Origin of the sequence: Paludicola sp. MB14-C6, assembly GCF_030908625.1 — a bacterium.
Classification (GTDB): Bacteria; Bacillota; Clostridia; order Oscillospirales; family Ruminococcaceae; genus Paludihabitans.
The window spans coordinates 2,451,340-2,477,903 of the sequence record NZ_CP133133.1 but is presented as its reverse complement, the minus strand read 5'-3'; the positions used below and the strand labels follow the sequence as shown (position 1 = coordinate 2,477,903).

The window sequence follows — 26,564 nt, the reverse complement described above, 5'->3', positions numbered from 1 at the left end:
TAATGCGACGTTTTTTTAACATAATGAGTTGCTATGCTCAACAATATATTTACTATGTGATTTTATCTCGACACCTATAAAGCCATCTAATTTAGCTTCACTTGTGTCTATTAAAGAATAACCTATATTTTTTAAATCTAACGTTAATTCCATATAATTTTCCTAATATTCATAATCTTTATCTTTCTATTTCTTGCTATAATACAACGTTTATTTGTTTTAATTTAACGTCATATTTCTACACCAGTGTGACAAATGGTGCTACTCAAAACTATTTTATTCTTTTGCTTCCGTCAGTATCAGATGGTCGTTTGCTTTTCAGTAAATAACAGTATGTTCTATCTTGAGAAATCGCAATATATTTACAATCACAGTTGAATAGCAAATTTTCCTCTTTGATTAGTCTATATTGCCAATTTTCCATACTATCTGGCTTAACAAACCCTGAGATTATTTCATTATAATTTTTAGAAATGAGTTGAGTAATTAACTTTTTAAAATATGGCTTAAAATCATCTAAACCTATAAAATATTCAATTTCTCTAAATAACGGAAATAACTTTCTCTTTTCAGCTTCCCCGGCATACCAATAAGACCACCAATAATTGTAGTACTGATATTTTCCATTGACATCTATTGTAAGCATTGCACGTCTGAACTTATCAAATTCTCTGTTGTTATTGTCCAATTCTCTGTTAAAATATTTTTCAAAAACTTTTTGAACTTTTTCAAGTAACTTAAAATCAATCTCATTAGCACTATCTTTAAAATTTGCACATTCCAATGCGAAAGAAATTTTACCCCTCAGAATTTCATTATCTTCAGTTTTAAATATTAATTCTTTTTGTTCAGGGTTACGATTTATTATTTTCGCTTTAATAATTTCTTCTTTCACTTGTTCACGTTCATAAGAAGATGATATGTCTTTATTTATCAAATGGCTATAAATATTACTGCAACCTGCTGCAAGTTCTCTGACTAGATTAATGGCACCATAAAAAGCTTCTGGACTTCTTACTCTATCACTTCTTTTACCATCTGCAGTAAGGTCTGCACGAGAAACAATGTTTCTTACGACTCTCATCCATTCACAATATAGTTCTTGGTTAACAACTCTATTCTTCAATAAATATTCCGTTTGTGCATAAAACAATACTTTGTGAGTATAAGAGGTGTTATACCCAAGTAAAATTTGATAAAGAAGATTATGTTCAGGTGTATGTCTCCACATATCAATATTTAGAGAAGGCAAATCATTGACGTCATACAAATTACAATACAATTCATAAGCATCATAAATATAATTAAAAGTATCCTTATCAATGTATTTTATAAGTTCTCTATCAGAATTATTTTCATTAAGCTTTCTTATAACATCAATACGTTCGGCACCTTTTAATATCTGACCTGTCGATAATTTTGCCATAACAATAGTTGTTATGAAATTCATATGTGCATTGTCTACAGAATTACACTTCTTGAAATTATGCCACAAAAAATTCGTCCACATTTCATCTATTTTGTATGAAAATTTATCTAATTCATTCTTATCCTCTTCCCAATTGCATTTTGAGGACTTATCTTGGATCTCTGCTTTCAAGTTTTCGAAAGGTGTCAGTAACCTACCTCGAGCATTCATTTTTATATACAGATCATCAGATAGTCCAAAGTTTTCAAGTATTAAAAGATGGAACACAACATTTTTGCTATTTACAAGTGAATTCCAAATATTATCCACACCTCTAAAAACAGAGTGAATAGTATCAATGGTTCTTAACATAGCTCTTATAGTAGAGTCATTTTTCCAAGATATAAAAAACCATTTTGAATCAAGAATTTGTCCGCTTACCGAATCGCATGAAGCATCCACAAGAACTGAATTTTCTAATAAGGCTTCACAAAAACGACGAGAAGACAATCTTGTTTCGTATGAAAACTTTTTTAAGTTTTCTTTAGCGAAATCATCGGTTACTTCTCTAATAAAAGCATACCAATGAAGTAAAAATAGCGTTGTAAGTCGTTGTTGACCATCTAGAGGTAAAAATACATCATCCTCTACATTGCCATATATAAAATCCAAATCTATAGTCTTATTGCTTCTAATGCTTTCTTTTATTGCTCTGAGAAAATTTTCACATATTACTACATTCTTTTCTCTTCCTTGTGCATAGTCTCTTTGAATAATAGGAACTTTTACTTTGTATTTTTGTACTAATTCATAAAAAGAATATATATCCTTATCCATTACTTATTCACCTCTATAAATTTTGTTAAAACACGAACCAAATCTTGCTCATATTTTTCACGATCTTCCTGTGTCCAAAAAGATATTTTTGGAGGGTAATCGCTAAAGTATTTTAAAAATACATTTTTTGTGCATATAGGAACAAAACCACCAGTTTTATCAAGTTCGATAATGCATTTGCGTTTCAATGGGAACACAGCATTTTTATATCCTTTATTGGTTTTTTCATCTAACAAAGCTAAATTTGAAATTCCGTCAACATCTTCTGCTTCATTCATATGTTGATTGAAATGAACAGTGACTTCATCGAATAACGAGGTAAATTCTTCTTCACATTCGAATGTTAACTTAACAATCATATTATCTATTTGCTTTATTAAATTGGGAGCTTGTTCTTTATCAATATAGCATTTTACATCTAAAAGCCAATCTTTTCTGTTTGTCATTGGAATAGAGCTTGAGTCCTTACGTGACGCTATATGTTCAATATTCCACTTGTTCAACTTAAAATCATCAAAAGGGAAATACGAAAAATCATGTTTATTCTGTAGCATTGTTAAGATGTTATATAACAATAAAATGCTCTTAGTATTTTTGTTTTCATAGTCTAAATCAAACAAGTTTTGGCTTTTGTAATAATTTTTAATAATTGTATTAATATAAGAAATAAAGTCACTTTTTCTTACTGTGGATGATTTATCGTACAGTTCTTTTACCTTTGCTATTTTTGTTGTTAAAATAAATCCAATTTTATGATATAATTCTCGTTCGCTAAACCATTCGTTAAACCTTTGATAATAAGCCTGTATTGTTTCCCAATATCTATTCATATCATCTTCAGTTTTTTCTGCTAATTTAGAATAGAAAAATCTAAATGTTGAATATGGATCAGTATCTGAAGAGTCATTCATCAAATCAAAAATATACTCTATTCGATTATCATCTTTTTGTTCGTCGCTCAAAAAGAACCACAACTTATTGTTTTGAAGAGAAGTTTCGATAATATCCCATTCGTTTGCAATTTCCATTTGACGAAGTCTCATTCTATCTGCATTACTAGAACGGAAATTTGAGCTATTTAAAAATAAAGCTTTAATAAGTTCAGCATTTGTAAGACTTATTTTTCCAATATTAAGTCTAGTAAATACTGTGATTGGATTTTCTTCTGTTGTTTCATACCAAATAACCTTTGTGTGAAATTTTAATTTTGAACGAAACTCGTTTTTGTCAAATAAATCTCCTTCCTCTTTTTCTTGAAACCATGTTTCGATTGTTTTATAGGCTTCGTGCATATAAAAGTAATCAATGCAACTATCATTATCTTTTTCAGGATTTTGCAAAAAAGATTTAGAATCTTGTCTTGTTTGATAGTCGATTAAGAATAACTTGTCTTGTCTTTTCTGAATAAAATCTTGATTTAGATAATATAAAACAAGATATACTGTGGTTAATCTCTGTTGTCCATCAATAACTTCATATTCATTTTCACTTCTAACTTTTACAACAATTGGTTGTAGGCAGTACCATGTTTTATTTTCTGTATCATCAATTTCTCTAGGTGAAAATTCATTAATATCATTTAATAAATCTTTAACTTCCTGAGCTGTCCATCTATAGCCACGTTGATATGAAGGTATATAGAAGGAGTATTGTGACAACTCATTAATGGTTTTTAATCTTATGCTGTTCATAGGTTTTAGTCCTTTCAATATTTAAAATGTTGTATTTATTTTTATTTTTTATTTCAAGTAAGTTATACAATGTTTGTATAACTTCGCATTATTCGCCTAATGGATAGTGGGGTATATAAAATTACCCTCTTCGTTATTATACAACATTATCCATTTGCATACAATATACATTTCCATATTTATAGGTTCATTTTGTATTCTATTAGTACTTACAAGCTATTATTGGACATAGCAAAACTCACTCTCTGTTACTTGAGAGTGAGTTTATTTATTTTCCTAAAAATCTACTGGATATATTCTTAGGTATATTAAATTTGTAACCTTTCTGGTTGAGCGAGTGGAGTTTAAACGAAAGTAAATCATTTGGTACTTCTAAGAGTTGTGCAATGTTATTGTAGTCCATACCTTCTTCCGCTAGGTTAATGACATCGTTATCATCAATTAACAACTCTGCTGCGAAGTAGTTGGCTTGATACTCAGGCTTTGAAGTCATATCGTATAACTGAAAGTCTTTCATAGGAGATACTTTTGCAAAGGTTTGGTGAAGCCTATCATGGCCTAACTCATGAGCAATAACAAGTCGTTGTTCTTGTTCGGATAAGTTATCATTCAAAATAATATGGCGCTCTCTATTCATTACACAATAGAAACCTTTTAGGCTATTGAATGGACGATATCCTACGAAGATATTCAATGCTTCAGTTAACTCAAACGGATCTCTCGTCTTATATTGTTTTACCAGTTGATCTACGATATCAGTTATATATTGGCTCACTCGTTCACCCCTCTTCCTATGAAAGTAATCTTATTTACTTGCGTATTTTTTAGCACGCTCTTTTGATTGAAAATAGATATCTGTGATGGCTTTGAAAAATAAGTCTCTATCTTCTTCGTCTAATTCGCCACCTGCGAATAGACCGCTAGTTTCAGCTATGATAGCATTGGCTTTATTCTTACCACTCGTACCGTATTTTTCAGTAGCTTCTTTGATAAACTCATCTTGTTCTGACATTAAGTATGTATTGGACACTTGGAATATCTCACATATCTTATTTGTAATTTGAGCAGTTTGAGGATAACGCTCTCCTGCTTCATAGTATTGTACTGTTCTAGTTGTCACACCCAATGCTTTCGCTAGTTCTGGTTGTGACATTTTCGCACTCTTTCGTAGCTGTTTTAGTTTTTCTGAAAACATCATGTTATGACTCCTTGCTGTGAAATATAATTCGTCTTTTATATTGACAACGAACGAATATTCGTATATAATTCATAATACACTATAATATGAATTTGTGTTCGTTATTATTATACTTGTGTTCGTTTAATTTGTCAAGGAGTGTTCTGATGGAAAGAATTATTCTTCACGCCGATCTTAACAATTGTTACGCCTCAATTGAGTGTATGCTAAACCCTGAACTAAAAGGAAAAGCTGTTGCTGTATGTGGCTCACAAGAAGACCGGCATGGTATTGTATTAGCTAAGAATGAATTAGCAAAGAGTTATGGAGTAAAGACTGGCGAAGTAATATGGCAAGCTAAACAGAAGTGTCCAGACTTGACAATTGTGCCACCTCACTATTCTGAATATCTTTATTACTCTAGAAAAGTACGAGAAATATATTATCGCTATACTGATATGATAGAGCCATACGGAATAGATGAATGTTGGCTTGATGTAACAGGAAGTACTATGTTATTCGGTAGTGGGTACGATATTGCATATCAAATTAAGGAAACTGTTAAATCTGAATTAGGTTTAACAGTATCAGTAGGTGTGTCATTTAATAAGATATTTGCTAAGCTTGGTAGTGATATGAAAAAGCCTGATGCAGTTACTGTTATTGAGAAAAATTCTTTTAAAGAAAAGATATGGGGGGTACCTGCATGTGAAATGATATTTGTAGGTAGGTCGACTACTTTGAAATTAAAGAAGTATGGTATCAATACATTAGGCGATTTAGCACAATCTGATCCAGAGTTCTTGAAATTTGTACTCGGCAAGAATGGCTATGACCTATGGATTGCTGCTAACGGATTAGATGTCTCTAGGGTTATGCATACCGATTATCGTGCACCCATTAAAAGTGTAGGGCATGGTATTACTTGTAATGCAGACTTAGAAAATGAAGATGAGGTATGGCAGATATTCTTAGAATTAGCTGAGGATGTAGGAAAGCGATTAAGAGATAATCATCTTGCTGCAAGTGGTGTACAGATAAGTGTGAAAGATGAAAACCTATATGTAAAACAGTTTCAAGCCCCACTTCCTTGTTATACACAAAACTTTTTAGAGCTAGCCCAAGCTGCAATTAATTTATTTAAACAAAACTACAATTGGAACTACAATGTCCGAGCAGTAACAATAAGGGCAATCAACCTTGTATCGGATGACTGCCCTCAGCAATACGGATTCTTTTTTAGCTCTAAAAAACACATCAACGGAGAAAAAATTGATAGAGCTGTTGATAAGATACGTGATCGATATGGTAAAAGTTCTGTCACTGTTGCTACTTTAATGATGGACATGAAAGTGGCTAGAAACAGGACTCCTGCCATGATGCCGAGTAGCATGTATAGGTAATATAACTTATTTACTTTATAGTGGCATCTGTTTACAGGCTAACCAGTGTTAAATCGCCCTAACTAAAGACTAAAGCCCTCTACCGTTTGGCAGAGGGCTGTTTTTATTTTTGATTACTATTTTATACCTTTTATGCTCCGTGTGTGTAGGGGTTGTAAGCTAATGCTATTGTTATTCACGGAGTTGCTATTGTAGTTATAGTCCCCGTGTATGTAGGGGTTGTAAGACGCTAAAAATTGGAGTTATGCAAAAGGTATATTGTTATAGTCCCCGTGTGTGTAGGGATTGTAAGTGCGGATACTGTTTCTTTCATAACTTGTGAAAAAGTTATAGTCCCCGTGTGTGTAGGGGTTGTAAGTGTTTGAGATACCAATTTATGACGCTTCTATACGGTTATAGTCCCCGTGTGTGTAGGGGTTGTAAGTAATATAAGTAAAATTTACTGGGATAATGCACTCGTTATAGTCCCCGTGTGTGTAGGGGTTGTAAGATTAGTTAATTTTTTAATCGGTACTTTTAAGGATGTTATAGTCCCCGTGTGTGTAGGGGTTGTAAGTTTCACATTTTGTGTATTTCCATTTCCCATTTTAGGTTATAGTCCCCGTGTGTGTAGGGGTTGTAAGCATTTTCTAAAGTGTCAAACTCTGCGTCATAATCGTTATAGTCCCCGTGTGTGTAGGGGTTGTAAGATCTTGATAGTGGAAACTTTGGAGGAGTATCTTGGTTATAGTCCCCGTGTGTGTAGGGGTTGTAAGGGCAGAGCCAAAAAATGGCTCTGCTAAGGGCTTTAAAACCCATAAAGTGCGAACCTATATTTTTAGCATAAATTTGTGCCAACAAACCGCATAAAACCGTACTTAAATTTTATGGTCGCTTGGGGTTCGCACTCAATATTTAAATTCTAGAAGCTTTTTTACTAGACTAATCATAAAATCATCATGAGCTTCTATTGGAATCGCTTTTATTTTCTTTAGATGAATAATATTATCAGTTTTCAGAGATTTAATTTTGAAGATTTTAGGCTGATTTTTAGTCTTTTCAGGTTCCAATACAAGTTTAATCTTATAATCTTTAAATAGCAAGTCTTGAATTGATTTTGTAACAGCATTTTGACGTTTTATATCGTAAGCTAAAAGTACACGCAATTTATTAATAATATCAATAATGCTTGGTTGTGCCTCAATGTTGCCAATACTTTTTATATAACATTGTGACATATGATTTAAATGAGCAAGTATGTTACGAACTCCTATTGCCTTTCTAACATCATTTACCGAATCGTCTGACCAACACAAATTGAAAAATAATTTATTATTTGTTTTTAGTTCACCACATAAATCACCAACAACACCACCATTTTCAAAGACTTTATTAACATCAAAATTTACTTTTCCTAAGCCTTTTAGTGCTGTAAGCATAAAGAACATATCTCGTTCCCAATCCTCGGCAAAAGCCGCAAACCGTCCTAAAATATCAATATGAATTTGGTGTACCTTGTAAAGCGTTTCAAATGTAACTTTTTGACGGCAATTATTATAGTTTTGAATTTCTTTTGCAAGGTTTTCATAGTTAGTAATTTGGGGCTGAATATAAGCACCTTTTCTTGCAGTAACAATTTGTTTATGTAAGTCTTGCAGTACATTCTGCTTTGCTTCAATTATAGACAAACCATCATTTAATTTTTTGTTATAGTGACAATACTGTTGATAATCAGATTGTGTAACAGTATAAATTTTTTCGTTTTGAACAAACATATCAGTATATAAAGCCATTGCACCTGAGCGACCAATTACTGAAATACTGCGTTGAAGTATAGGTGTTTTATCATCTTCTTGGCAATAAAACTTTTCATATTCTGTTTTATAGTCACCGTCTATAAACTTAGAAAAATAATCTTTTAAGTTATCTTGATAATTTTCATCTGTTGTTGGAGGTGGAAGAGTAAATTGTACCAAAGCAATTAGTTCTTCAATTTTCAACAACTCTTCATCACTAATATGTGTTGAATGTCTGTATCGTATAAATTGGTGTAAAAGTATGTTAAGCTCTCTCTGATCCAATAGCTTTAAAAACAAGTACACTCCTGTAAACTCACTAAGTGAATTATAATCAGTTTTCATTTTTAGTGATAAATCAGTGCTCACAAATACGTCATCTAACGTTGTATTTGATAATTGTTTACAGGGTGATTTTATTATCCCACATAAACTTGGAATTTTCTTTTGCAAAAAATCATTAAAAGCAAGGACAAATATATCCTTCACAAATTCAGTAAAGTGATTGTCATCTTCAATGTTTTCATCATTTTCTCTGATAGATTGTAAATGCTGCAAATTACTTAAATAATCAGATAGTTTAGTACTATCATATTCAGGCATATCATGATATTTATACTGGTATTTATTATTTAGTTTTAAATTTGCTAGCTCTTTATTCCATAGTTTGGTTTTATCTATCCAGTTTGTTATTATTGTTTCTTTACTCTGTATAGCAGGTAAGAAACTGTTATAGTATATAATTTGAAGTAAATTTTTATATGCAAGATATTCTTCATTTTTATATGTACCTTTATCCATAAACCATTTACTTTCATCTGAATTGAAATTACCTTTAGAGATGTTACATCCTCTTGTAAAAACATTTCTAAATGATGGCATCATAGGATATGGCTCTGCATACAAATAAAACCTTAAATTATGAGATTTAAATACTTTTTCAAGCGTATCCGGAGAGTAATAATCGGCTATACCGCTACTTCTTATTTGTTCTTTAAATTGAGCTTGTATATTGTTAATATCTATTTGTAAAAGATTTTTTGATACTTTTTCAGCCATAATAAATTTTGGTACAAATGTTTGTAATATTATAATTAGCTCATCTTTATCTTTTTGTAATAAACTGTCAACTTTATTTTTATACAAACTATCTTTATCTGATTTTTTAGATAATTCTTTTAACTCCTCCTTGTATTCTTGATTGTTATTATAGAGCCAATTATTTACATAACTTTTATGCTTGTATAGCATTACTTTTATTGTTTCTTTGTGTTCAGATGTATCAATTGACTTAAATAACTCATTTTTATTCATCTTTAACAAAGTGATTATACGACTAACAAAAATACTATCTTCGTTTAATTTTTCTTTAAGAACTTTTAATAAAGATGCTTCTTTGTAGTGAAAAATATTATTTCGTATTGTATAACAGCATTGGACACTATACTCAAGAAAATAGCATATTTCTTCATTAGAAATTTCTGATAAAAGCTTTTTATCATTGTAAATTTTGTTTGTTTTATCAGAATGTTCAGTAACTATAGGAAAACAAGTTGCCATTTTGTTTCTCAACTCTTCAAATTTTATTGAGTCTTTTTTTATTTTACTATAAAAACAATTTCTATTTTTAAAATCTAAGAAAATATCTTTATCATTTTTTTGAGTATTATTTAGAGTAAACTCTGAGATATTATTACTTGCATAATTATAAAAGTAATTTAACTTTGTAGCTCCAAAACATAAGGATAAGAACATTTGCTTTTTGAAAGCCTCTTCAATTTGAATTTCGGATAATCCGTTAGAATTTATTTTGTTGGTTTCCCATTTTAATTTAGCATTATCAAAATAATAATGCTGCAATTTACCATACATAATAAGACCTTGCACAAGCTGGTTTATAATATGTCTCCAAACTTGAGCTAAAACAAAATTTGTTGAGCAATAATATATCGCATTTTTTTCATTAAGATTGTTAATTCTGTCAGAGCCTTTTTTACTTTTAACAGGGAAATAAGTACGAAAATGATTTCTAATTTCATTTGAATAGAAAACATAAGCATCTATATTACTGTCCGTTTCATTAGCTTTATAAAAATTATGATTATATTCTAAAACCATAGAATAAATTATTTTGCATAATATTTTATGTCCACTATCTACAGTTTGAGTTATATAATTTTTTATTTTATCTTGTAAAATTATATAGTTGTATTTTGCTTCAAAATTCTCAAAGCTACTTTTATCTACACCATCATTCTTTAAAAGACTAAAAAGAAATTTCATTTTATTAGATTGAGGGGTTAGTTGATTGTTGTCTATCTCAAAAGGAATGCTGTTTTCAGAAATAGATTTAGTTAACTTTTCTATTTTAAAGTTAATTATTTTTTCAATATGGTTATGCAACAAAATCAATTCGTTATCTATCGCTATACCGTTATAGTAATTGACTATCAGCTCTTTTAAAGTAAGACCGTCTTTATTATATTTAAGATTTTTACCGTAACGGGATAGGCTATTGTTTATAAGGTCTTCTACATTTGTATTATTATTCAAGTGTGGTAATTCATTAGAAAAATTATGTTTGCCATTAACTAAACTCTCTACAAAATTTTTGAATTTGTTATTGTCATCATGTTGTTTGGGCTTTAATAATATTCTTCCGACCAATGATTTTGTATTAGGCAATGCTTTAATAATATCTGAAGTTATATCTATTGCAGGATTTTTTTGAGTAATCAATTTTCCTTTATCTGAATCACGAAAGAATTCGGCAGCTTGTGCATTAGTACTACGTGTTAGTTTCATGTATAGACACCTCATATCAAAATATTATTTATTATGATTTGCACTGTACTCGATTGAGCACAGTGCTTTTTTATACAGTTTATTAAGTGTATGTAGGGGTTGTAAGGCTTGTAATAAGTGTTATCAATCATAACAAGGTTGTTATAGTCCCCGTGTATGTAGGGGTTGTAAGATAAACACGTGCTAATGTATGCCTTAGATTGTGTGTTATAGCCCCCGTGTATGTAGGGGTTGTAAGCTTATCTTGTTATAAAGCAAGAATGTACTGAATGTGTTATAGTCCCCGTGTATGTAGGGGTTGTAAGAAGCTATATATTGGCCTTTAATTGTAAGATGTGATGTTATAGTCCCCGTGTATGTAGGGGTTGTAAGCGCTCCGACTTGTACGCAATATAATGTTTCACGTGTTATAGTCCCCGTGTATGTAGGGGTTGTAAGTATTAACTCAGCTAGGTATAAATTTAGATAAGGAGTTATAGTCCCCTTGTATGTAGGGGTTGTAAGTTTGATTGGACAGATTTATATAAGGAGCTTTTATGTTATAGTCCCCGTGTATGTAGGGGTTGTAAGACATTCCGCTTTCAAAAATTGTAGAAATACTTGGTGTTATAGTCCCCGTGTATGTAGGGGTTGTAAGTTGATAATAGTGGTAACTTATTTATTGCTAGTGATGTTATAGTCCCCGTGTATGTAGGGGTTGTAAGCTGTGCAAGCATATAGGGATTACTACAATGGTGATGTTATAGTCCCCGTGTATGTAGGGGTTGTAAGGGCAGAGCCTAGAAACGGCTCTGTAAAGGGATTAAAAGCCCCAAAAGTGCGAACCTATATTTTGAACAAAAATATATGCCGATAAATCCCATAAAACCGTACTTAATTTTTATGTAAGCTTCACGTTCGCACGCAATATTTAGAAACAAATTCCAATGGAAAAGCTTATAATCATCATTATATACCCAAAGCTATTTTCATATATACTTCTTCAATTAAATTTATTATCTTAATTTGCGTCTAATATAAATTTACGCAAATTGCTATACAGCGGTGAAATTTGATAATGAGTATCCGTTTCTGATAAGCCAAAGGTAAAACTTTGATATATTGTCCTTGTACACATACCAGTACCACATAACTTATCCAAAATTGCAATTATCCAATCTGTAGGTTTTTTTATTTGTAACGAAATTTTATTCAAAGTCGTATTTATTGAATTCTTAAATTCTTCTGGTTGATTTCCTATATCTTGAGGTATTTCTACGTAATTTGAATTTAGAGACTCTAATACTATAATATCGTTATATGTTAATGAATTTAATGCTTGTAAATTATCTTCAAACGAATTATCATCTATTTTATATTCACATAAAAAAGAATTTTTCAAGAGATTCCCATAAAACTTTATTTTGTCGTTTGAAGTTAACTTATTTACTGCTTCCATAATTTTAATAAAACTCATGATAAATTCGATATTATTTACATTTTCAGTTGTAATAAAGTTATTATTTAAAGTAATAACTTCTAAAAGCTTTTCTTGTTTTTTCTTTTGAAAATCTAAAAGTATATATTCAGTACTTGTATCTATTAACTCACCTATAACAGGGAAAGTATTTAATATAGAAAATAATGACTTTATTGCAGGATTATTTTTCGCACTATATATACTTTCAATTTTTTCCAAACTCATTTTAACATTATCAATTTCAGAACACATAATTTTCATCTTTCTTCACTTTGTTTAATGAATGTGGTTAGTTTTTAAAGTAAATTGTATTTACATACCCTATTTAATTTTATATTTACATATTTTCATTAACAAGACGTAAATCATCCATCATTTCTTTGAACAAGCTACGAAATTTCTCATTGTTCAATAGATAAGCAGGATTTATTCCCATATCGCTCATTATCCTCATCGACTCCATACTAATTGCACCTATCCTTCCTTCTGCAATTGCCAACAAATCCATATATGGAATCTTTTTAAACAATTTACTTATATCGACCCTATTATTTTTATTTAATAAATAAGAATCATTATGGACTAACATATTTCTCTCACGCTGCAATCTTAACAATTGATTTTGCAAATTTTCAGTTTCTTTTTCTTTTTCTTGTAATCTTCTTCGATATGCTTCTTTTTCTTTATCATTCATTTGAGTCTTTTCAAATAACTCGTCAATTATTTTTTGTTTTTCGTCTTCGGTAGACTCTAATTTTTCTGTTGTTTCACTTTCTTTATAGGATATGTGAGAGATTTTATCATTCAAATTATTCAATTTCTCCCCAAATTGAGCTTCAATTTTACCGAGAGTAACTGATACATCTTTCATAATATCATAAGATTTATCATAGAAAGCGTTACTAGTATCTGAAGCTTTAAAATAGAAAAACATTGAAATAAAAATTGAGAAAAACGCCAACAGTAGGGAAAGCAGGCTTTCGATAGAAAAATTGTTTTTATACATCATTAAGCACAAAAACACAATAATGATAATTGCAGCAATCCCACATAAAACAACTATTGTCTTATGTATAAATGTATTGCTTTTTTCGGATTTTTGCAATTCTAACATCTTGTCCAGAATTTCTGATAAATCCTCTTCTTCATCTGTTTTCATATATTTCTCCTTCAATCAATAAAAGTATGCCTATTCATAAACATAGACAGTTGTTAGTTATTTAATAGTTATTTAAATATGTTTTCCATAATTATATACCCAAAGCCAAAATAAAACAACATATTATACTAAAATTAGGCATAAAAATAGCCCTCTACCATTTGGTAGAGGGCTTATTTTTATTTTACTATACATTCCTTCGGAGTTTTATCATCTCTAAAGCCTTTAAAAACTGATTGATTCATACCTTTATTTTGTCGTGGCATCCATTGTACAGTACAAACCAAATTAGGTTCAAGCCATATTGCTTCTTCATTACCTTGTGGAATGGTTGAAAAAGGTGAGGACTCTATAGCCTTTCCTTTTTTAATTAAATCAGATTTTCTTACACCTAAAGTAACATGCCCCTTATATACCAATTCATCATTTTTATATTGCCCCAAAACAATACTTGTCATATTGTTATCTTTTTCGATGTAACCACAAACCGCAAAGTCATCGTCTAATAGCCATTTTATTTTAACCCAATCATGAGTCCTCTTTCCAAAATAATATTTACTATCCTTTAATTTAGCTACTATACCCTCAAGCTCTTGCAGTTCAGTTAGTTTATATAAATCAATGCCGTTATATTCGATATACCTTGAAATTGCAATCTGTTCATTTTCTTTTACAGTTTTAGCAAGTAATTTTTTACGCTCTATCAATGGTAAATCTGTTATTTGCCGATCCTCTAAATACAAAATATCGTAAGCTATAAAACACGCTGGGTGTTGTTTATAAGCTAACTCAATTTTAAACTTATTCGACATTAAGGTACGCCTTTGTAATTCATAAAAGTTAGGTTTTCCTTCAACCATTACAATTAACTCACCATCTAGAATGCAGCGTTTTTTTATTTGCTTGTTGATGTTCGACAACTCAGGAAATTTAGGAATCAACTTAACATTTCTTTTATTTCTTAAATCAACTTCATCTTTATCTAGATATGCAATGCATCGACTCCCATCAAGCTTTAGCTCAAATATGTGTTCATGTGAATTAAATGGTTCAACATTCTCTGCAATCAACATTGGCTTTATATTCCGAGACTCGAATAAATCCATTACGATACACCTTTGGTTTTACGTGTTCGTTTAATTGGCTTTGTCTTAGTGTTTTTCTCAATACTAGCTCGCAATGCTTCCATAATATCGATAATTTTCCCCTGTTCCTCTGGCTTTGCTTGCACAATCTCTCTTCCTGCAATCTTTTGCTCAAGGAGTTCACGCAATTTAATCTGATATTCATCTTTATATTCTTCCGGATTGAAAGGAGTATCCATTGACTTAATGAGTGTCTTTGCCATTTGCAGCTCTGTATCTGATATTTCGGGTTTATTGTAGGTTTTTGGTACATCCTTGATGTCATCATTATAATACATGGTTTGAATTAACATACCGTCTTCTCTCGGAATTATAGCAAGCAATGTTTCATGATTACCTATTATAGTTTTACCGATTGCAATTTTTTGTTCGGCCATAAGTGCAGATCGCAATAATTCAAAAGCTTTATCGCCGCCAGCTTCTGGTATGGCATGATAAGTTTTATCATAATAAACTGGACTTATTTGATTTAAATTTGCAAAATGTAATATTTGTATTGTCTTATCTTTTTCAGTTTTAATTTTTTCTAAATCGTCTTCCGTCACAACTACGTATTTGTCATCATCATATTGATAGCCTTTTACAATATCCTGACTCGTTATTTCTTTACCACAATGTCCACAAGTTTTCTTGTACTTTATTCTGCTATTATCCTCTTTATGCAATTGATTAAAACTTATATCATTATCCTGGTTTGCAGTATACATAGCAATTGGTATTGACACTAAACTAAACGCTATAGTAGTTTTATTTGCTACAGCCATATCATCACCTCATAATTATTGTTTCAACAATTGTTTTTATCATACTTTATGATAGAACTTAAATATATTTCTTTATTGTTTCTATAATATGAGATTTTATGATTATACTATTACATCACAATTTTTTAATTTCTTAGGATTTGTTTCTTTTAGCACGAATTAGTGTGCTTTTTGATATACCAGTTAAGTCTTCAACTTGTTTATATGTATGCTTATTAAGTAACTCTAGCGCATGTGCTATTTGATTACGACTGTAAACTTTAGGCCTTCCCTCTCTATAATTAGGATCTTGTCTCGCAATTATCTTTCCTGCCTGCGTTCTCTCTACTATTTGATTTCGTTCAAGCTCAGCAACAGCAAGTAGCGTAGTTATAAAGAATTTACCCATCGAAGTATTTTCTAATAAACCGACATTTAAAACATGTACAGCTACTTCATTTTTAAACAACCTTTGAATTAATTCAATTCCCTCAGTAGTAGTTCTTGCTAACCTATCTAGTTTTGTTACAACTAAGGTATCGCCAGGTAACAATGAAACTAAAATATTATTGAGTACTGGCCTATCTGTTGTTGTTCCTGTAAATTGCTCATAATAGATTTTGGCATTATCATATCGGCCCAAAATTTCTTGCTCTTGCTGTTCGAATGAGTTATTGTCTTGTTGTGATTTTGAACTAACTCTTAGGTATCCATATACCATTTTCAACTCTTCCTTTCATTTAACTTATGACACTAAAAAATGACACCTTACTATACTCCTATTTTACTAGGGTACCAGTAAGGTGTCAAAACTTTTAATTAACAATGATTTTGAACGTTTAAACGAGATTCTATGGGTTTGATTAAACTTTTTTTGTTCCTCTTTTCTAACGTTCTCAAAAGCCCAAACTACCTGTCTTATCCAATGATATTTGTCAATTACTTGAATAGCTGTTTTAAAGAAATTAGTAGCTAAATCTCGATAGGGACTCCACATGTCACTTATGAAATAAGTTACGTCAGAACGGTTCATATTTTTAAAATATTGAATTAAATCATGACTATATCTTGTTGGTAGAATATCGAGAACAACATGATTTTCGGGATCTGTTATGATTGCATTGTATTTTTCACCACCTGTGTTGCCTTTAAACTCATCTATTGCAAGAACAGATGAGAGTATTGGTTTTGGATAATAAACGAAATCAAATATTCGTATAACTGTTGATACTGATAGATTTACATCATTTGCAACACTTGTAAAAGACCGTTCGTTATGTAGCATATCAATTACAAAAGCCGCTAATCTATTTGTCATTCTATGATAGTGAGGTAAAAACGTATTCTCCTCATAAAAGCACTTGTCACAGTGTGGACAACGATATCGACGTTTTCTATACACTAAGAATAAATTCTTACCTAACATAGGAATATCCTTAATAACTTGTCTACGATAGCTGTGAATGTATTTTGTTTTAGAGTTGCAATTGGGACAATGGTGTGTTTTTACTTCCATTTTAATAAATATTTTAATATATTCATCATTTATGTCGACATTAGTTACTTTTACATCTTGCAATCCTAGCAGTTTTTCGATAAAATTAGTTGAGAGCATATTTTAACCTCCGATTATGGTTTCGTACAATCCCATTTTATCGGATTTTCGTTAAATATGCTCTCTTTTTTTATTTTTTTAGAAAGCTCTATTTGTTGACCACAACATTTATTATAGAGCCAAGTTGTTATTGGTTATAACACACATATCTTTTATATCTTTTTCAAGACTATACGAGGTATCTACCTTTTTTAGGTAGCTGACGCAACTACGCAGCAGGAGTATCATTATACATATGCTTGTCATCGCAACTTCACTGATTACCAATCAGTTATTACATACAATATTTATCGCAAGCGTATTATATGTAGGTGCTTGAACCGCTTATCACCGCTCGCATATGCTCAATGTACTCATAGGCACTATAAATAAGCTTTATAAGGGCAGTTACCCCCTACTAGTAAGTTGACACGAATATTTAAGTACCAGCTTAAATATTCGTCTTGGCTTATTATTTGTCAAGATACGGTTTATATTTAAAATGCAAAAGCATTCTAAAACAAAAAGTCAAGCTTCCAGATGCGCTGAAACGCTCTGAAAGCTTGACAGTTCTATACCACTGTGATAAAATTACACACAGAAGTTTTCTCCTATAAGTCTTCAAGATGTTTGTGCATCTTTTAGGCGTAAGCACTACGTTTGTTAGCGCAATCGTAGTGCTGTAGGGGTTTATTTTCTTACCCGTATTTAGATTGTACCATATTATGGCTTTGTTTGCCACCTTTTATAAATTATTTACTCCCTAGGTTTTAACTAGGGAGTTTTGTGTTATTTGAAATTAAATTATTTTACTTTGTTCTTGTAACCATACTGGTATTTGCTTAAAGCCATCTTCTGTTAAAGGAAATACTTCTTGATTCAATATTTCACTTTTATTATAACATAAGTAACCTTTCCAAATCTCAACTTTCAAATTTTCACTGTCAGTAGAAATTCTATAATTGAAATCGTTAGCACTTCCTGTAAATGTATTTTTATTTTTATAGAATTCTAGTGTACGAATATCTTTAAAATTAGCCATCATTTCTCCTAGCGTTATAAAAGTTAACTATGTATATATTTTTCGAAGGTCTGTTACAAGTGTATTGTAGCACAGCATGATACCAGACATTGAAGTAAACCATTTGATAGTCTCTCTTATAATACTCTGCTACAGCTCTCACCATACTTTGAAAACAGTTGGAATAATTGTCCTTTGTATTATAAATTTGCCTCATCATTATTTCTCCTCATCTAAAATTCTATCATCGATACTTCTCACCATGCTGTATGTATATGTGGTAAAATACTTATTCCAGAAATTACTGCCTGGAATGTTAATTGATTCGAAATCTACTCCACACAAAGAGTATCCATTCTCCTTAATCCATGCCAATATATTCTCTAAAAGTGAATCTGCAATTCCTTTTCCTCTATAATCTGGATTCACAAACGCACCAGTAATATTCATCATTTCTGGACTGTGTGAAATAAAGGATTCTCCTTCTTCACTGATCCTCATATACCCCACTGGTGTTTCACCTTCAAAAGCAATCCACACATGTCTGTTATTTTCAGAATACCATTCTGAAAATCCAGCTATACATTCTTCCATGGTTTCTTCATCACCTGTCATAAAGGTAGGTGCATTTCTGTAATGCTGGCTATCCTGATAACAAAGTTCTGCTAACAACGGTATATCTTCCTGTTCAGCCTTTCTTATTACAATATTTTCAGGCAATTTAGCTCCGATTGGTTCTACATCTTTAACCGCATCACAGCATCTGTTTCCAAAGCCCATTAGCATCCAGGTTTTCATACACACCTTGTCATCTGAAAATGTTGTAATTAATTGTGTAATTAATCCGTCTTTTACCCATTCGCCTGATGCAAAGGAATACAATTTCTGATATATTTTCTCTCGGTCTTTTTTTGCAGTTCCGTGTCCATAAAGAGGAATAAACACACCTTTTGATGAACTAAAAAACTCATTTTGTATTGGATACCCAGCTAGGTATCCTACCATTTTCTCATTTTCGAAGGCTATGTAAGCTGCATTACATTGAAATAGCTCACGAATCATATTCTTAATCTGTTCATCTTGTTGTAAGTCTGGAATCAAGGAGTTCATGTCCCTGATTTCCTTCATAACATTCTTGAATAATCCTACTGCCTCTTCTACGTGTTTGTTCTCCGCTTTCACTATTAGATATTTCATATTTATTTTCCTCTCTTTCATGGCATTACTAACAATCATATCTTTTCATTCTTTATTTTAACTATATTGCATCTCTTAGAGACTAATGCTTTATCATCCGATGGCGGACATCCTTTTCAACATTTCCCTCTCACTTGCAATAATGTTTTTTATTACCTGTACCGTATTTTCCATACTGCTCTCTCTATAAATCTTTGTTATAAAAAACTTGGATATTGTAGATCTTACCTGATCCCAATTTCGAACAATATTCTCCATGGTGGATTGAATCTCTTCCTCTTCGAATAACTGTCTTACAGCATATCTCTCAAGTTTTTTTGCATTGATAATATAGGTTAAGTCTTCAATAACTCTACTATACTCTTCCAGCTTAAGTTTATCCGCTAAGATGGTAGACATATATTTATTCCAGATTTCCAGCTGATTAATTCCCCTTTGTATCTCGCTCTCTTGATCCAGGTAATTCTTAATATATCTCTTTTTGTATTCTTCTGTCTTCATACCTTTCTTGCTTCGTCTGCTTAATTCAAGATGGGTGAATCCAATTCCTTCATCGTTGTCCTTGAGATTTTCTACATATCCACTATACGCTCGCAGTATGTCTTCAAATCCTATATACGTTTCCTTGGATATATTGTACTAGTCAAGTAAAATTGTAACAGAGCTTCGAAAAATCATGCAGATTTAATAAAGTTAAAACGCTTTTGTTTAGGAGACAATCCATTGTTAAATGAATGAGGTCTTGAATGGTTATATCTAGTATAAATAAAGTCATCAATACACAAATATAAAATTTTACTTGTTCTAAATTTATACAGATAATAGAACTCAACTTTAAGAGTGTTGTAAAAACGCTCCATAGGTGCGTTATCATAAGGATAACCAGCTTTGCTCATGCTCTGAACGATGCTATTATTAGCACAAAATTCAGTAAAAGCTTTTGAAGTATACTGGCTACCTTGGTCAGAATGGAAAATTACACCTTTAGGATAATTTTCTTGTGACAGGGCTTTCTTCAAAGTGAGTATAGCAAGCTTAGCATCAATTTTGTCAGAGCAAATTGATACCACAATACTTCTATCATACAGGTCTAAAATACTGCAATTATAATGTTTCTCTCCGTTCTCAAGATGGAGGTATGTAAAATCAGTACACCATTTTTCGTTAGGCTTAGATGCAGTAAAATTCTGTCCTAAAAGATTAGCAAAAACTTTGTGTGCTTCACCGCGTTCATAGTGATACTTCCGCCTTGTAATGGACTTTAAGTTTAGTTCTTTCATATAAAAATAAACTGTATTAGGACTTAAAAATACATTCTCTTTATGCAGCTCATCAGTCATCTGGCGGTACCCAGGAGTACCGTTGTTACTATGGTATATTGAAGAAATTTTATCTAATATTACCTTCTTTTTAAGAAACTTTTTAGCCTTATTTTGTTTGTTATTAATGTAAAAATAATATGAATTTGTATTGAAACTAAGCCGTCTTAACAGCCATCTCACGCCCATTATGCCCTTGTTATTATTGATAAAATCATATGTACTTATTATATTTCCTTCGCAAAGAATGCCGCTGCTTTTTTAAGAAAAGATAATGGGGAGTTAATTCAAATAAAGATTATGCTTATAACCCAAAAAGCCCACTACTTCGTCATTTAAAAGCAACTTTTTGAAAAATGTTAGTTTTCTTTTACAATAAAAAGCGTTAACCAGAATATCTTTATTCCATTCGCCAAAAAAGTTGCTATGCTCAACAATATATTTACTATGTGATTTTATATCGACACCTATAAAGTCATCTAAGTCAGCTTCACTTGTGTCTATTAAAGAATAACCCATATTTTTTAAATTCAAAGTTAATTACATATAATTTTCCTATCATAAGCTATGTACATAATATTCATTTTTACTGTTTTCATCTACCACTTTTCTCAAAAGGGAAATAAAATAGTTAATCATCCCTTTTACATCATCTATATCATAATAATTATCAATCTTTAATTTGATGGCTCCCGACAGATTGCCTAAACAATGACATAAATGATAGAATTCCATCCTTTTCTGATCAAGTTGTTTATTTATTAAATTCTTATAATTATTCCCAAATCGAATTTTCAAAAAACTTGTTTCTTCTTCTAAATCACAATATTTAGCACCTTCAATATCTATGAGAAAAGCATTATTACTTTCATCTACAATGACATGATTGGGTCCTAACTCTCCGTGTATAAATGTATACTCATCTCTTGTAGTCATACTTTGAGTTGATTGACACAGAATATCAGATAATTCTGAATATAACTCTTTATTCTTATCGTCAACTTGAATAAGATAATCAATATCCTTCTGTGCACTGTTAAATGAAAAATCTATTATATTAAATTCCGATGTTTGAAAATTATTAAGTTGTCCAACAACCGCACTTTTTATATTGTGTAAATTGTCAATGCTGTTTTTTAGAGAAGGCAAAACAAAATGCAAGCGTTCAGGATACTTTGAAATTATTTCATCCATATCAATACCATCTATATATTCGACAAAGGCATATTCATATTCTTGATTCTCTTTACTTCTATCCATATAATATAGTTTTGGAACATTTACATTGTGTTGCATCATAAACTTATTGTTTTCTTCAAACAGTTGTGCGCTGCTCGAAGAAAAAACATCTTTTTTGCAGTCATAGGAAAAATACGATGTACTTTTATCCCATATATAAATTATAAACTTAAAATTGTTTTCAGTTTCAGCCAGATAAGTATGCTTCTGTGCACCGCCTAAAACTCGTTTCATTCGATTTAAAATAAATGCATTTCCAAAAATTTGTCCTGCTTTTTGTGCCATAAATTCTTTTATAGTTTCATTTTCCAATTTTTATACACCTCACAAAATCCTCTTTATTTCAACATCCCATTATTGTCCCAATTATTAGCTTACTATGATGCTTTACATGCTTCAAGTTATTGCTATAATGCGTAAATGGGTATATCTAATTACCCTTCTCATTATACAACTAATTCCATAATCAAACAACAAATTATCCAATATTATTCAATTTATTTCATGTAAAGTTTATTTAATATCATCCATACAGCATCATAACAATACCCTTTAGCCGATTGGCTAAAGGGTATTCACTCAATCATATTTTTACGTTTATTAAATGTAAATGACAGCTTATATGATTGAAATTTTTAGAAATTATTATATATTTCTAATATCTTTTTTTTATTTTGGTTATAAAGATTCATATCCTCTTCAGAAAAGCACGTTATCTGAGCCTCCTGAAGTTCGGAGTAAGGTAAATTTTCATATACCTTATAATATTTATTTTGCATTTGATTATCTAATAAATATACATTAAAGCCCCCAGTAACTACATAAGAATATTTTAATTCATCAGTTTGATTGCCATGGTGACGATATTTCTTGCTAAAAACAATATACTCTTTATTCAATTTTAATGGAGCTGTTAAATTGTTAGAATAAATTATTTTATCTTTTATATGTATTTCAATAGGAAGAATTAAATAAATTATATTACTTTCTGTCTTTCCTTTATATTGATCTAATAATTCAGCCTCATACATACAGTAATTGCCGTAGTTTGGCACAATTATCTTACCAGTTATTTTAATTTTAAGAATATTTTCAGAATTACTTTTAATCAATTCATAGCTTTTATTCTCTATCGGTAATGTGGTTGTTTCATTACTAATATCCAAAAAAGCTGGCGGAAGTAGTTTTCGTTCTTCTTGTGTTAAACTCTCACTGTCACCTGCAAATTTTTTCATTAAAGAAACCCGTTTTTTAAGCAACTTGTCGTATGCTTCATCAGACGGCTGATTGTAACGGTCTATAATATTTTCATCCATCGACAACATTTGTCTATTATTATCATAAAGTAAGAGCTGCTCATTGTTAAGATCGTAACGATCATTTATCTTGTTGTCGCTAGTTTTTTTAATATATATAAATTCAATTAGTGAAATTGATAAAATAGCTAGAAAAGTAAAAACAATGTATTTTTTAACTTTCGTTTTCATTTTTACTACCCGCCTTTTCATTATTCATAATAGATACTTTACCAGAACTAACTTGGTATATTTCATCAGCCAAAGCATCAATATCATCTCGGTTATGGCTCGCAATAAGTACAGTTGCTCCACGTTCTTTTTGTTCGACTAAAATGTTTCTCACATTCTTGCAACTTTCCTCATCTAATGCATTTGTTGGTTCATCTAAAACAAGCAATTTAGGCTTCTCCATAATTGCTTGTGCGATAGCTAGTTTTTGTTTCATACCTAAAGAATACTTTTTATATTTGCGTTTGTCATCTGGATCTAGTCCCACACGAGATAATGTATTTTTAATTTCTTCATCGTTAATTTTATTATTAATAGATGCAAGTAATTTTAAATTTTCGAATCCAGTATAATCATTCCACAGCCCTATATTTTCAATAATTAATCCTAGATCATTGGGATAGTCTGTATCTTTACCAATTGTTTGTCCAAAGACTTTTATTTCTCCATGATTTAAATAAATCAAACCGGTTATAGCACGAAATAGCATTGTCTTACCCGAAGCATTTTTACCCCAAAAGCCATATATATGACCTGATTTTAGTTGCATATTTACATGGTTTAAAATTACATTGCCCTTTATTTCTTTGTATGCATCATTTATTTCAACTGTAATCATTCTTTTTTCTCCTTCGTAATTTAAAAAACTTTTGCCGTTGTAAAATAATATATCCCATAACTATTATCGTTAAAAATAATGTTAATAAAAAGCTTAATCTAAAAATTAAAGTATAATTTGGAATTTCAAAAATATTTATGGATAATCGCATTGTGTCTTGAAAGTTTATTAGTATATTATTAAAAGTGCAATATGTTGTGGACAAGGGGATATATTTAATTATGTAGTATAACTTTTGATTTAGTAGCATGTAATATGCCATTGAAGGAATTATAATAAAAAAAGACCACACAAAAAGTAATGAGAATATTTCTTTTAAAATAATGGCTAATACAGCTCCACATAATGACATACAAATGCCTAAAAAAATATAACCAATTGAAATATATGATATTATTAACCAATAAGATTGACAATTCACTGGTGATTTATCTGAAAAAACGCAGCAGATACTTATACACAAAATAATAAATGTTGTCATAAATAAAGCTGAATGAATGACAATAAAACAACATTTTTTTAGATACCAACTTAATTTAGATTTCATACGAGTAAAAATATAGTGTTGTGCTTTATCATAATCATTTGAAATATAGAATACAGTACACAAACTAACACCTATGAATGGTAATGCATGTAATAATTGCTCTACAAAATCAATTTCTACTCGTCTGGAAATAAAAATACGCGGAGTAAATGTCGTCCATATCGATTCAAGTAAATTGCTACGATGACTTGTTAGAATTAAAGGAAGCATGTACAGAAAAGCACACAATAATAAACATAATGTAGAGTATAAGCTTAATTTTTTTATAATATTTCATCTCTCATTCTTTTATACAGTATATAATTTAATAAAAACAATAAAATAATAATAGCAAATAGAATACTATTTGTTGATAAAAAATCTTCCATTGTTATTAAATTTAAACTATATGTATTGTAGATGCACATTGATGACAAAGAAGTGAAATTCACACCACACGCTGATAGCATTCCAAGTGCCACTAAAAGATCTAGACATAACCAAACAACTGCAAAAACAACACCTATATAAATAGATTGACAAATATGCGAAATAGTAATTGCTATTAAATTAGCTATTAGCAGATAAAGCGAATAAGATAATAACAAAAGAGTAATGATGTGAAAGGATGTTTCTCTATTTTGTGGCTTTATAAATATAGTTGTATATACCACAAATTCAATAAAAAACATAAAAATCACAATAAAAACATTCGCAAATATTGCTATTATCTTGTGTTTTAAAACTATGTATTTACTGGTAAACCGGTATAAAGCACATAAGTTCATATTATAATAATCATTTTTACAGTTTAATATCAATAATATAATTGATACAAATGGATAAAAAATAATTGGAGAAAAAAACTGTTTTCGCAATTGATCCAAGGTTAAGTCTATTAAAATAAATCCGTTTCTAATATAGCATATACAAATTGTCATACAAAAATAAGTTAATGTAACCATTACATACATTAACACTTCTTTATAACGTATATACATTAATTTATTTTTCATTCTATAATATATCACCTTTTCTTCTTGTTTTACATGTTATAATAACTAAAGAAATAACTAATTCAAATAATATGAAAAAGAGATACCAATGGAAATCTACTGCATTTCCAATGGAAAAGATAAATGTTGCTACCGGAAAATAGTCGTATAATATAAAACTAAAAACTACGTTAATAAAAATAAATGCTGCTGCTATAAAAAGTAGGACTATGTTTTTGTTAATCTTTGACGGCATTAATAGAGATATTGAATAAAATAAAAGTGCTAATGTAGCACAGTATATTCCATACATACCGATACAAATAATATTCAATAAATATGGATGATTTTTATATAAATATGAAAAACAGGTTAAGCTACTAATAAGAGGAAGATTTTGAATGGATTCACCATAATTTAAACAAATATATGTTTTAGAAGGAAAAGAAATATATAGTATAATATGTTCTAATATACAAGGAATGATAACACAAAAGAAAGTACTAATTAAAATGGCAATACCTTGGCTCCAATATATTCTTTTTCCAGATTTCGTTAATAAAACTTGATAACGTCCTTTTTCTCTATCATCTAAAAAGAAAGAACCTATAAAAAATGATAATAATAGCGGTATTATGAATGTAATAATAACACGCCAATTCGAGTTTCCACTATTTAAAAAACCCATTGCCAAAAATGCGGGATTCTCAAAGGATTCCGTATTTTGGGGATAAAAGGAACTTAAAATGAAAAATTCATTTATTGCCCCCCATAGAGTTAATATAACAATAAGAGCATAGATATTCTTTTGTGTTAAAATACGCTTAAATTCTAATTTAAGTATGCTTTTGCATTTCATAGTGTCTCCTTTTATATTCGCATTGCTAATAATATAGTAAAATATTCATGCATTTTATATTATATTA

The 26,564-nt window shown here is 30.3% G+C and carries 23 protein-coding genes and 2 CRISPR repeat arrays; of the genes, 1 reads left to right on the top strand and 22 read right to left on the bottom strand.

The features are described 5' to 3' along the window. Positions 1-15: 15 nt before the first annotated feature. From RBG61_RS11795 to RBG61_RS11775, 5 genes are all read right to left on the bottom strand, one after another. The gene (locus RBG61_RS11795; protein WP_307943749.1) at positions 16-153 is read right to left on the bottom strand and encodes a hypothetical protein; all 138 of its coding nucleotides are present in this window, start codon (positions 151-153) and stop codon (positions 16-18) included. Positions 154-271: 118 nt separating this feature from the next. Beyond that, on the bottom strand, positions 272-2,245 hold the full coding sequence (locus RBG61_RS11790) for a DUF262 domain-containing protein (RefSeq protein WP_307943747.1): 1,974 nt from the start codon (positions 2,243-2,245) through the stop codon (positions 272-274). After that, on the bottom strand, positions 2,245-3,936 hold the full coding sequence (locus tag RBG61_RS11785) for a DUF262 domain-containing protein (RefSeq protein ID WP_307943744.1): 1,692 nt from the start codon (positions 3,934-3,936) through the stop codon (positions 2,245-2,247). The genes RBG61_RS11790 and RBG61_RS11785 overlap by 1 nt, the downstream gene beginning before the upstream one ends. A gap of 268 nt (positions 3,937-4,204) precedes the next feature. Next, positions 4,205-4,711: an ImmA/IrrE family metallo-endopeptidase gene (locus RBG61_RS11780; protein WP_307943742.1), complete on the bottom strand. Its 507-nt coding sequence runs from the start codon at positions 4,709-4,711 to the stop codon at positions 4,205-4,207. Between the two features lie 30 nt (positions 4,712-4,741). Further along, positions 4,742-5,134 carry a helix-turn-helix domain-containing protein gene (locus RBG61_RS11775; protein ID WP_307943740.1) on the bottom strand — a complete coding sequence of 131 codons (393 nt, stop codon included), beginning with the start codon at positions 5,132-5,134 and terminating at the stop codon, positions 4,742-4,744. Positions 5,135-5,280: 146 nt separating this feature from the next. On the opposite strand from RBG61_RS11775, the gene RBG61_RS11770 reads away from it, so the two are divergent. Further along, entirely contained in the window at positions 5,281-6,516 is a 1,236-nt protein-coding gene (locus RBG61_RS11770; protein WP_307943738.1) for a DNA polymerase Y family protein, read from the top strand. A gap of 127 nt (positions 6,517-6,643) precedes the next feature. Beyond that, positions 6,644-7,271: a CRISPR direct-repeat array (repeat unit 32 nt; unit sequence GTTATAGTCCCCGTGTGTGTAGGGGTTGTAAG). Positions 7,272-7,403: 132 nt separating this feature from the next. Here RBG61_RS11770 and cas13a read toward each other — a convergent pair. The 17 genes from cas13a to RBG61_RS11685 form a co-directional block, all read right to left on the bottom strand. Then, positions 7,404-11,096, bottom strand: a complete 3,693-nt coding sequence (gene cas13a, locus RBG61_RS11765) for a type VI-A CRISPR-associated RNA-guided ribonuclease Cas13a (RefSeq protein ID WP_307943735.1) — start codon at positions 11,094-11,096, stop codon at positions 7,404-7,406. Positions 11,097-11,235: 139 nt separating this feature from the next. Then, positions 11,236-11,867: a CRISPR direct-repeat array (repeat unit 33 nt; unit sequence TGTTATAGTCCCCGTGTATGTAGGGGTTGTAAG). Positions 11,868-12,096: 229 nt separating this feature from the next. Then, positions 12,097-12,807 carry a hypothetical protein gene (locus tag RBG61_RS11760; protein WP_307943733.1) on the bottom strand — a complete coding sequence of 237 codons (711 nt, stop codon included), beginning with the start codon at positions 12,805-12,807 and terminating at the stop codon, positions 12,097-12,099. A gap of 85 nt (positions 12,808-12,892) precedes the next feature. After that, complete coding sequence (locus RBG61_RS11755) at positions 12,893-13,714, bottom strand: hypothetical protein (RefSeq protein WP_307943732.1); 822 nt, start codon at positions 13,712-13,714, stop codon at positions 12,893-12,895. Positions 13,715-13,893: 179 nt separating this feature from the next. Beyond that, positions 13,894-14,820, bottom strand: coding sequence for an RNA ligase family protein (locus RBG61_RS11750; protein ID WP_307943731.1), 927 nt, complete (start codon positions 14,818-14,820; stop codon positions 13,894-13,896). Beyond that, on the bottom strand, positions 14,820-15,623 hold the full coding sequence (locus RBG61_RS11745) for a Ku protein (protein ID WP_307943728.1): 804 nt from the start codon (positions 15,621-15,623) through the stop codon (positions 14,820-14,822). Before RBG61_RS11745 ends, RBG61_RS11750 begins: the two co-directional genes overlap by 1 nt. A 133-nt stretch (positions 15,624-15,756) precedes the next feature. Continuing rightward, positions 15,757-16,323, bottom strand: a complete 567-nt coding sequence (locus RBG61_RS11740) for a recombinase family protein (RefSeq protein WP_307943727.1) — start codon at positions 16,321-16,323, stop codon at positions 15,757-15,759. 66 nt (positions 16,324-16,389) lie between these two features. Further along, entirely contained in the window at positions 16,390-17,217 is an 828-nt protein-coding gene (locus RBG61_RS11735) for an ISL3 family transposase (RefSeq protein WP_307943724.1), read from the bottom strand. A gap of 778 nt (positions 17,218-17,995) precedes the next feature. Further along, positions 17,996-18,238 (bottom strand): hypothetical protein, encoded by a 243-nt coding sequence (locus RBG61_RS11730; protein WP_307943721.1) that lies wholly within the window; start codon positions 18,236-18,238, stop codon positions 17,996-17,998. 198 nt (positions 18,239-18,436) lie between these two features. Next, on the bottom strand, positions 18,437-19,453 hold the full coding sequence (locus RBG61_RS11725) for a GNAT family N-acetyltransferase (RefSeq protein ID WP_307943718.1): 1,017 nt from the start codon (positions 19,451-19,453) through the stop codon (positions 18,437-18,439). A 54-nt stretch (positions 19,454-19,507) separates the two neighbouring features. Beyond that, positions 19,508-19,915 (bottom strand): hypothetical protein, encoded by a 408-nt coding sequence (locus RBG61_RS11720; protein WP_307943715.1) that lies wholly within the window; start codon positions 19,913-19,915, stop codon positions 19,508-19,510. Positions 19,916-20,088: 173 nt separating this feature from the next. Next, positions 20,089-20,922 (bottom strand): IS3 family transposase, encoded by an 834-nt coding sequence (locus tag RBG61_RS11715; protein WP_307943712.1) that lies wholly within the window; start codon positions 20,920-20,922, stop codon positions 20,089-20,091. Between the two features lie 93 nt (positions 20,923-21,015). Then, complete coding sequence (locus RBG61_RS11710) at positions 21,016-21,252, bottom strand: hypothetical protein (RefSeq protein WP_307943711.1); 237 nt, start codon at positions 21,250-21,252, stop codon at positions 21,016-21,018. Between the two features lie 39 nt (positions 21,253-21,291). Then, a complete protein-coding gene (locus tag RBG61_RS11705; RefSeq protein WP_307943708.1) occupies positions 21,292-22,284 on the bottom strand; it encodes a phosphotransferase in 993 nt (330 codons plus the stop codon). A 323-nt stretch (positions 22,285-22,607) separates the two neighbouring features. Further along, on the bottom strand, positions 22,608-23,459 hold the full coding sequence (locus RBG61_RS11700; protein ID WP_307943706.1) for a hypothetical protein: 852 nt from the start codon (positions 23,457-23,459) through the stop codon (positions 22,608-22,610). Continuing rightward, positions 23,443-24,117 carry an ABC transporter ATP-binding protein gene (locus RBG61_RS11695; protein WP_307943702.1) on the bottom strand — a complete coding sequence of 225 codons (675 nt, stop codon included), beginning with the start codon at positions 24,115-24,117 and terminating at the stop codon, positions 23,443-23,445. The genes RBG61_RS11700 and RBG61_RS11695 overlap by 17 nt, the downstream gene beginning before the upstream one ends. An 810-nt stretch (positions 24,118-24,927) precedes the next feature. Continuing rightward, on the bottom strand, positions 24,928-25,659 hold the full coding sequence (locus RBG61_RS11690) for a hypothetical protein (protein WP_307943700.1): 732 nt from the start codon (positions 25,657-25,659) through the stop codon (positions 24,928-24,930). Position 25,660: 1 nt separating this feature from the next. Next, positions 25,661-26,497, bottom strand: coding sequence for a hypothetical protein (locus RBG61_RS11685; RefSeq protein WP_307943697.1), 837 nt, complete (start codon positions 26,495-26,497; stop codon positions 25,661-25,663). Between the last annotated feature and the right edge of the window lie 67 nt (positions 26,498-26,564).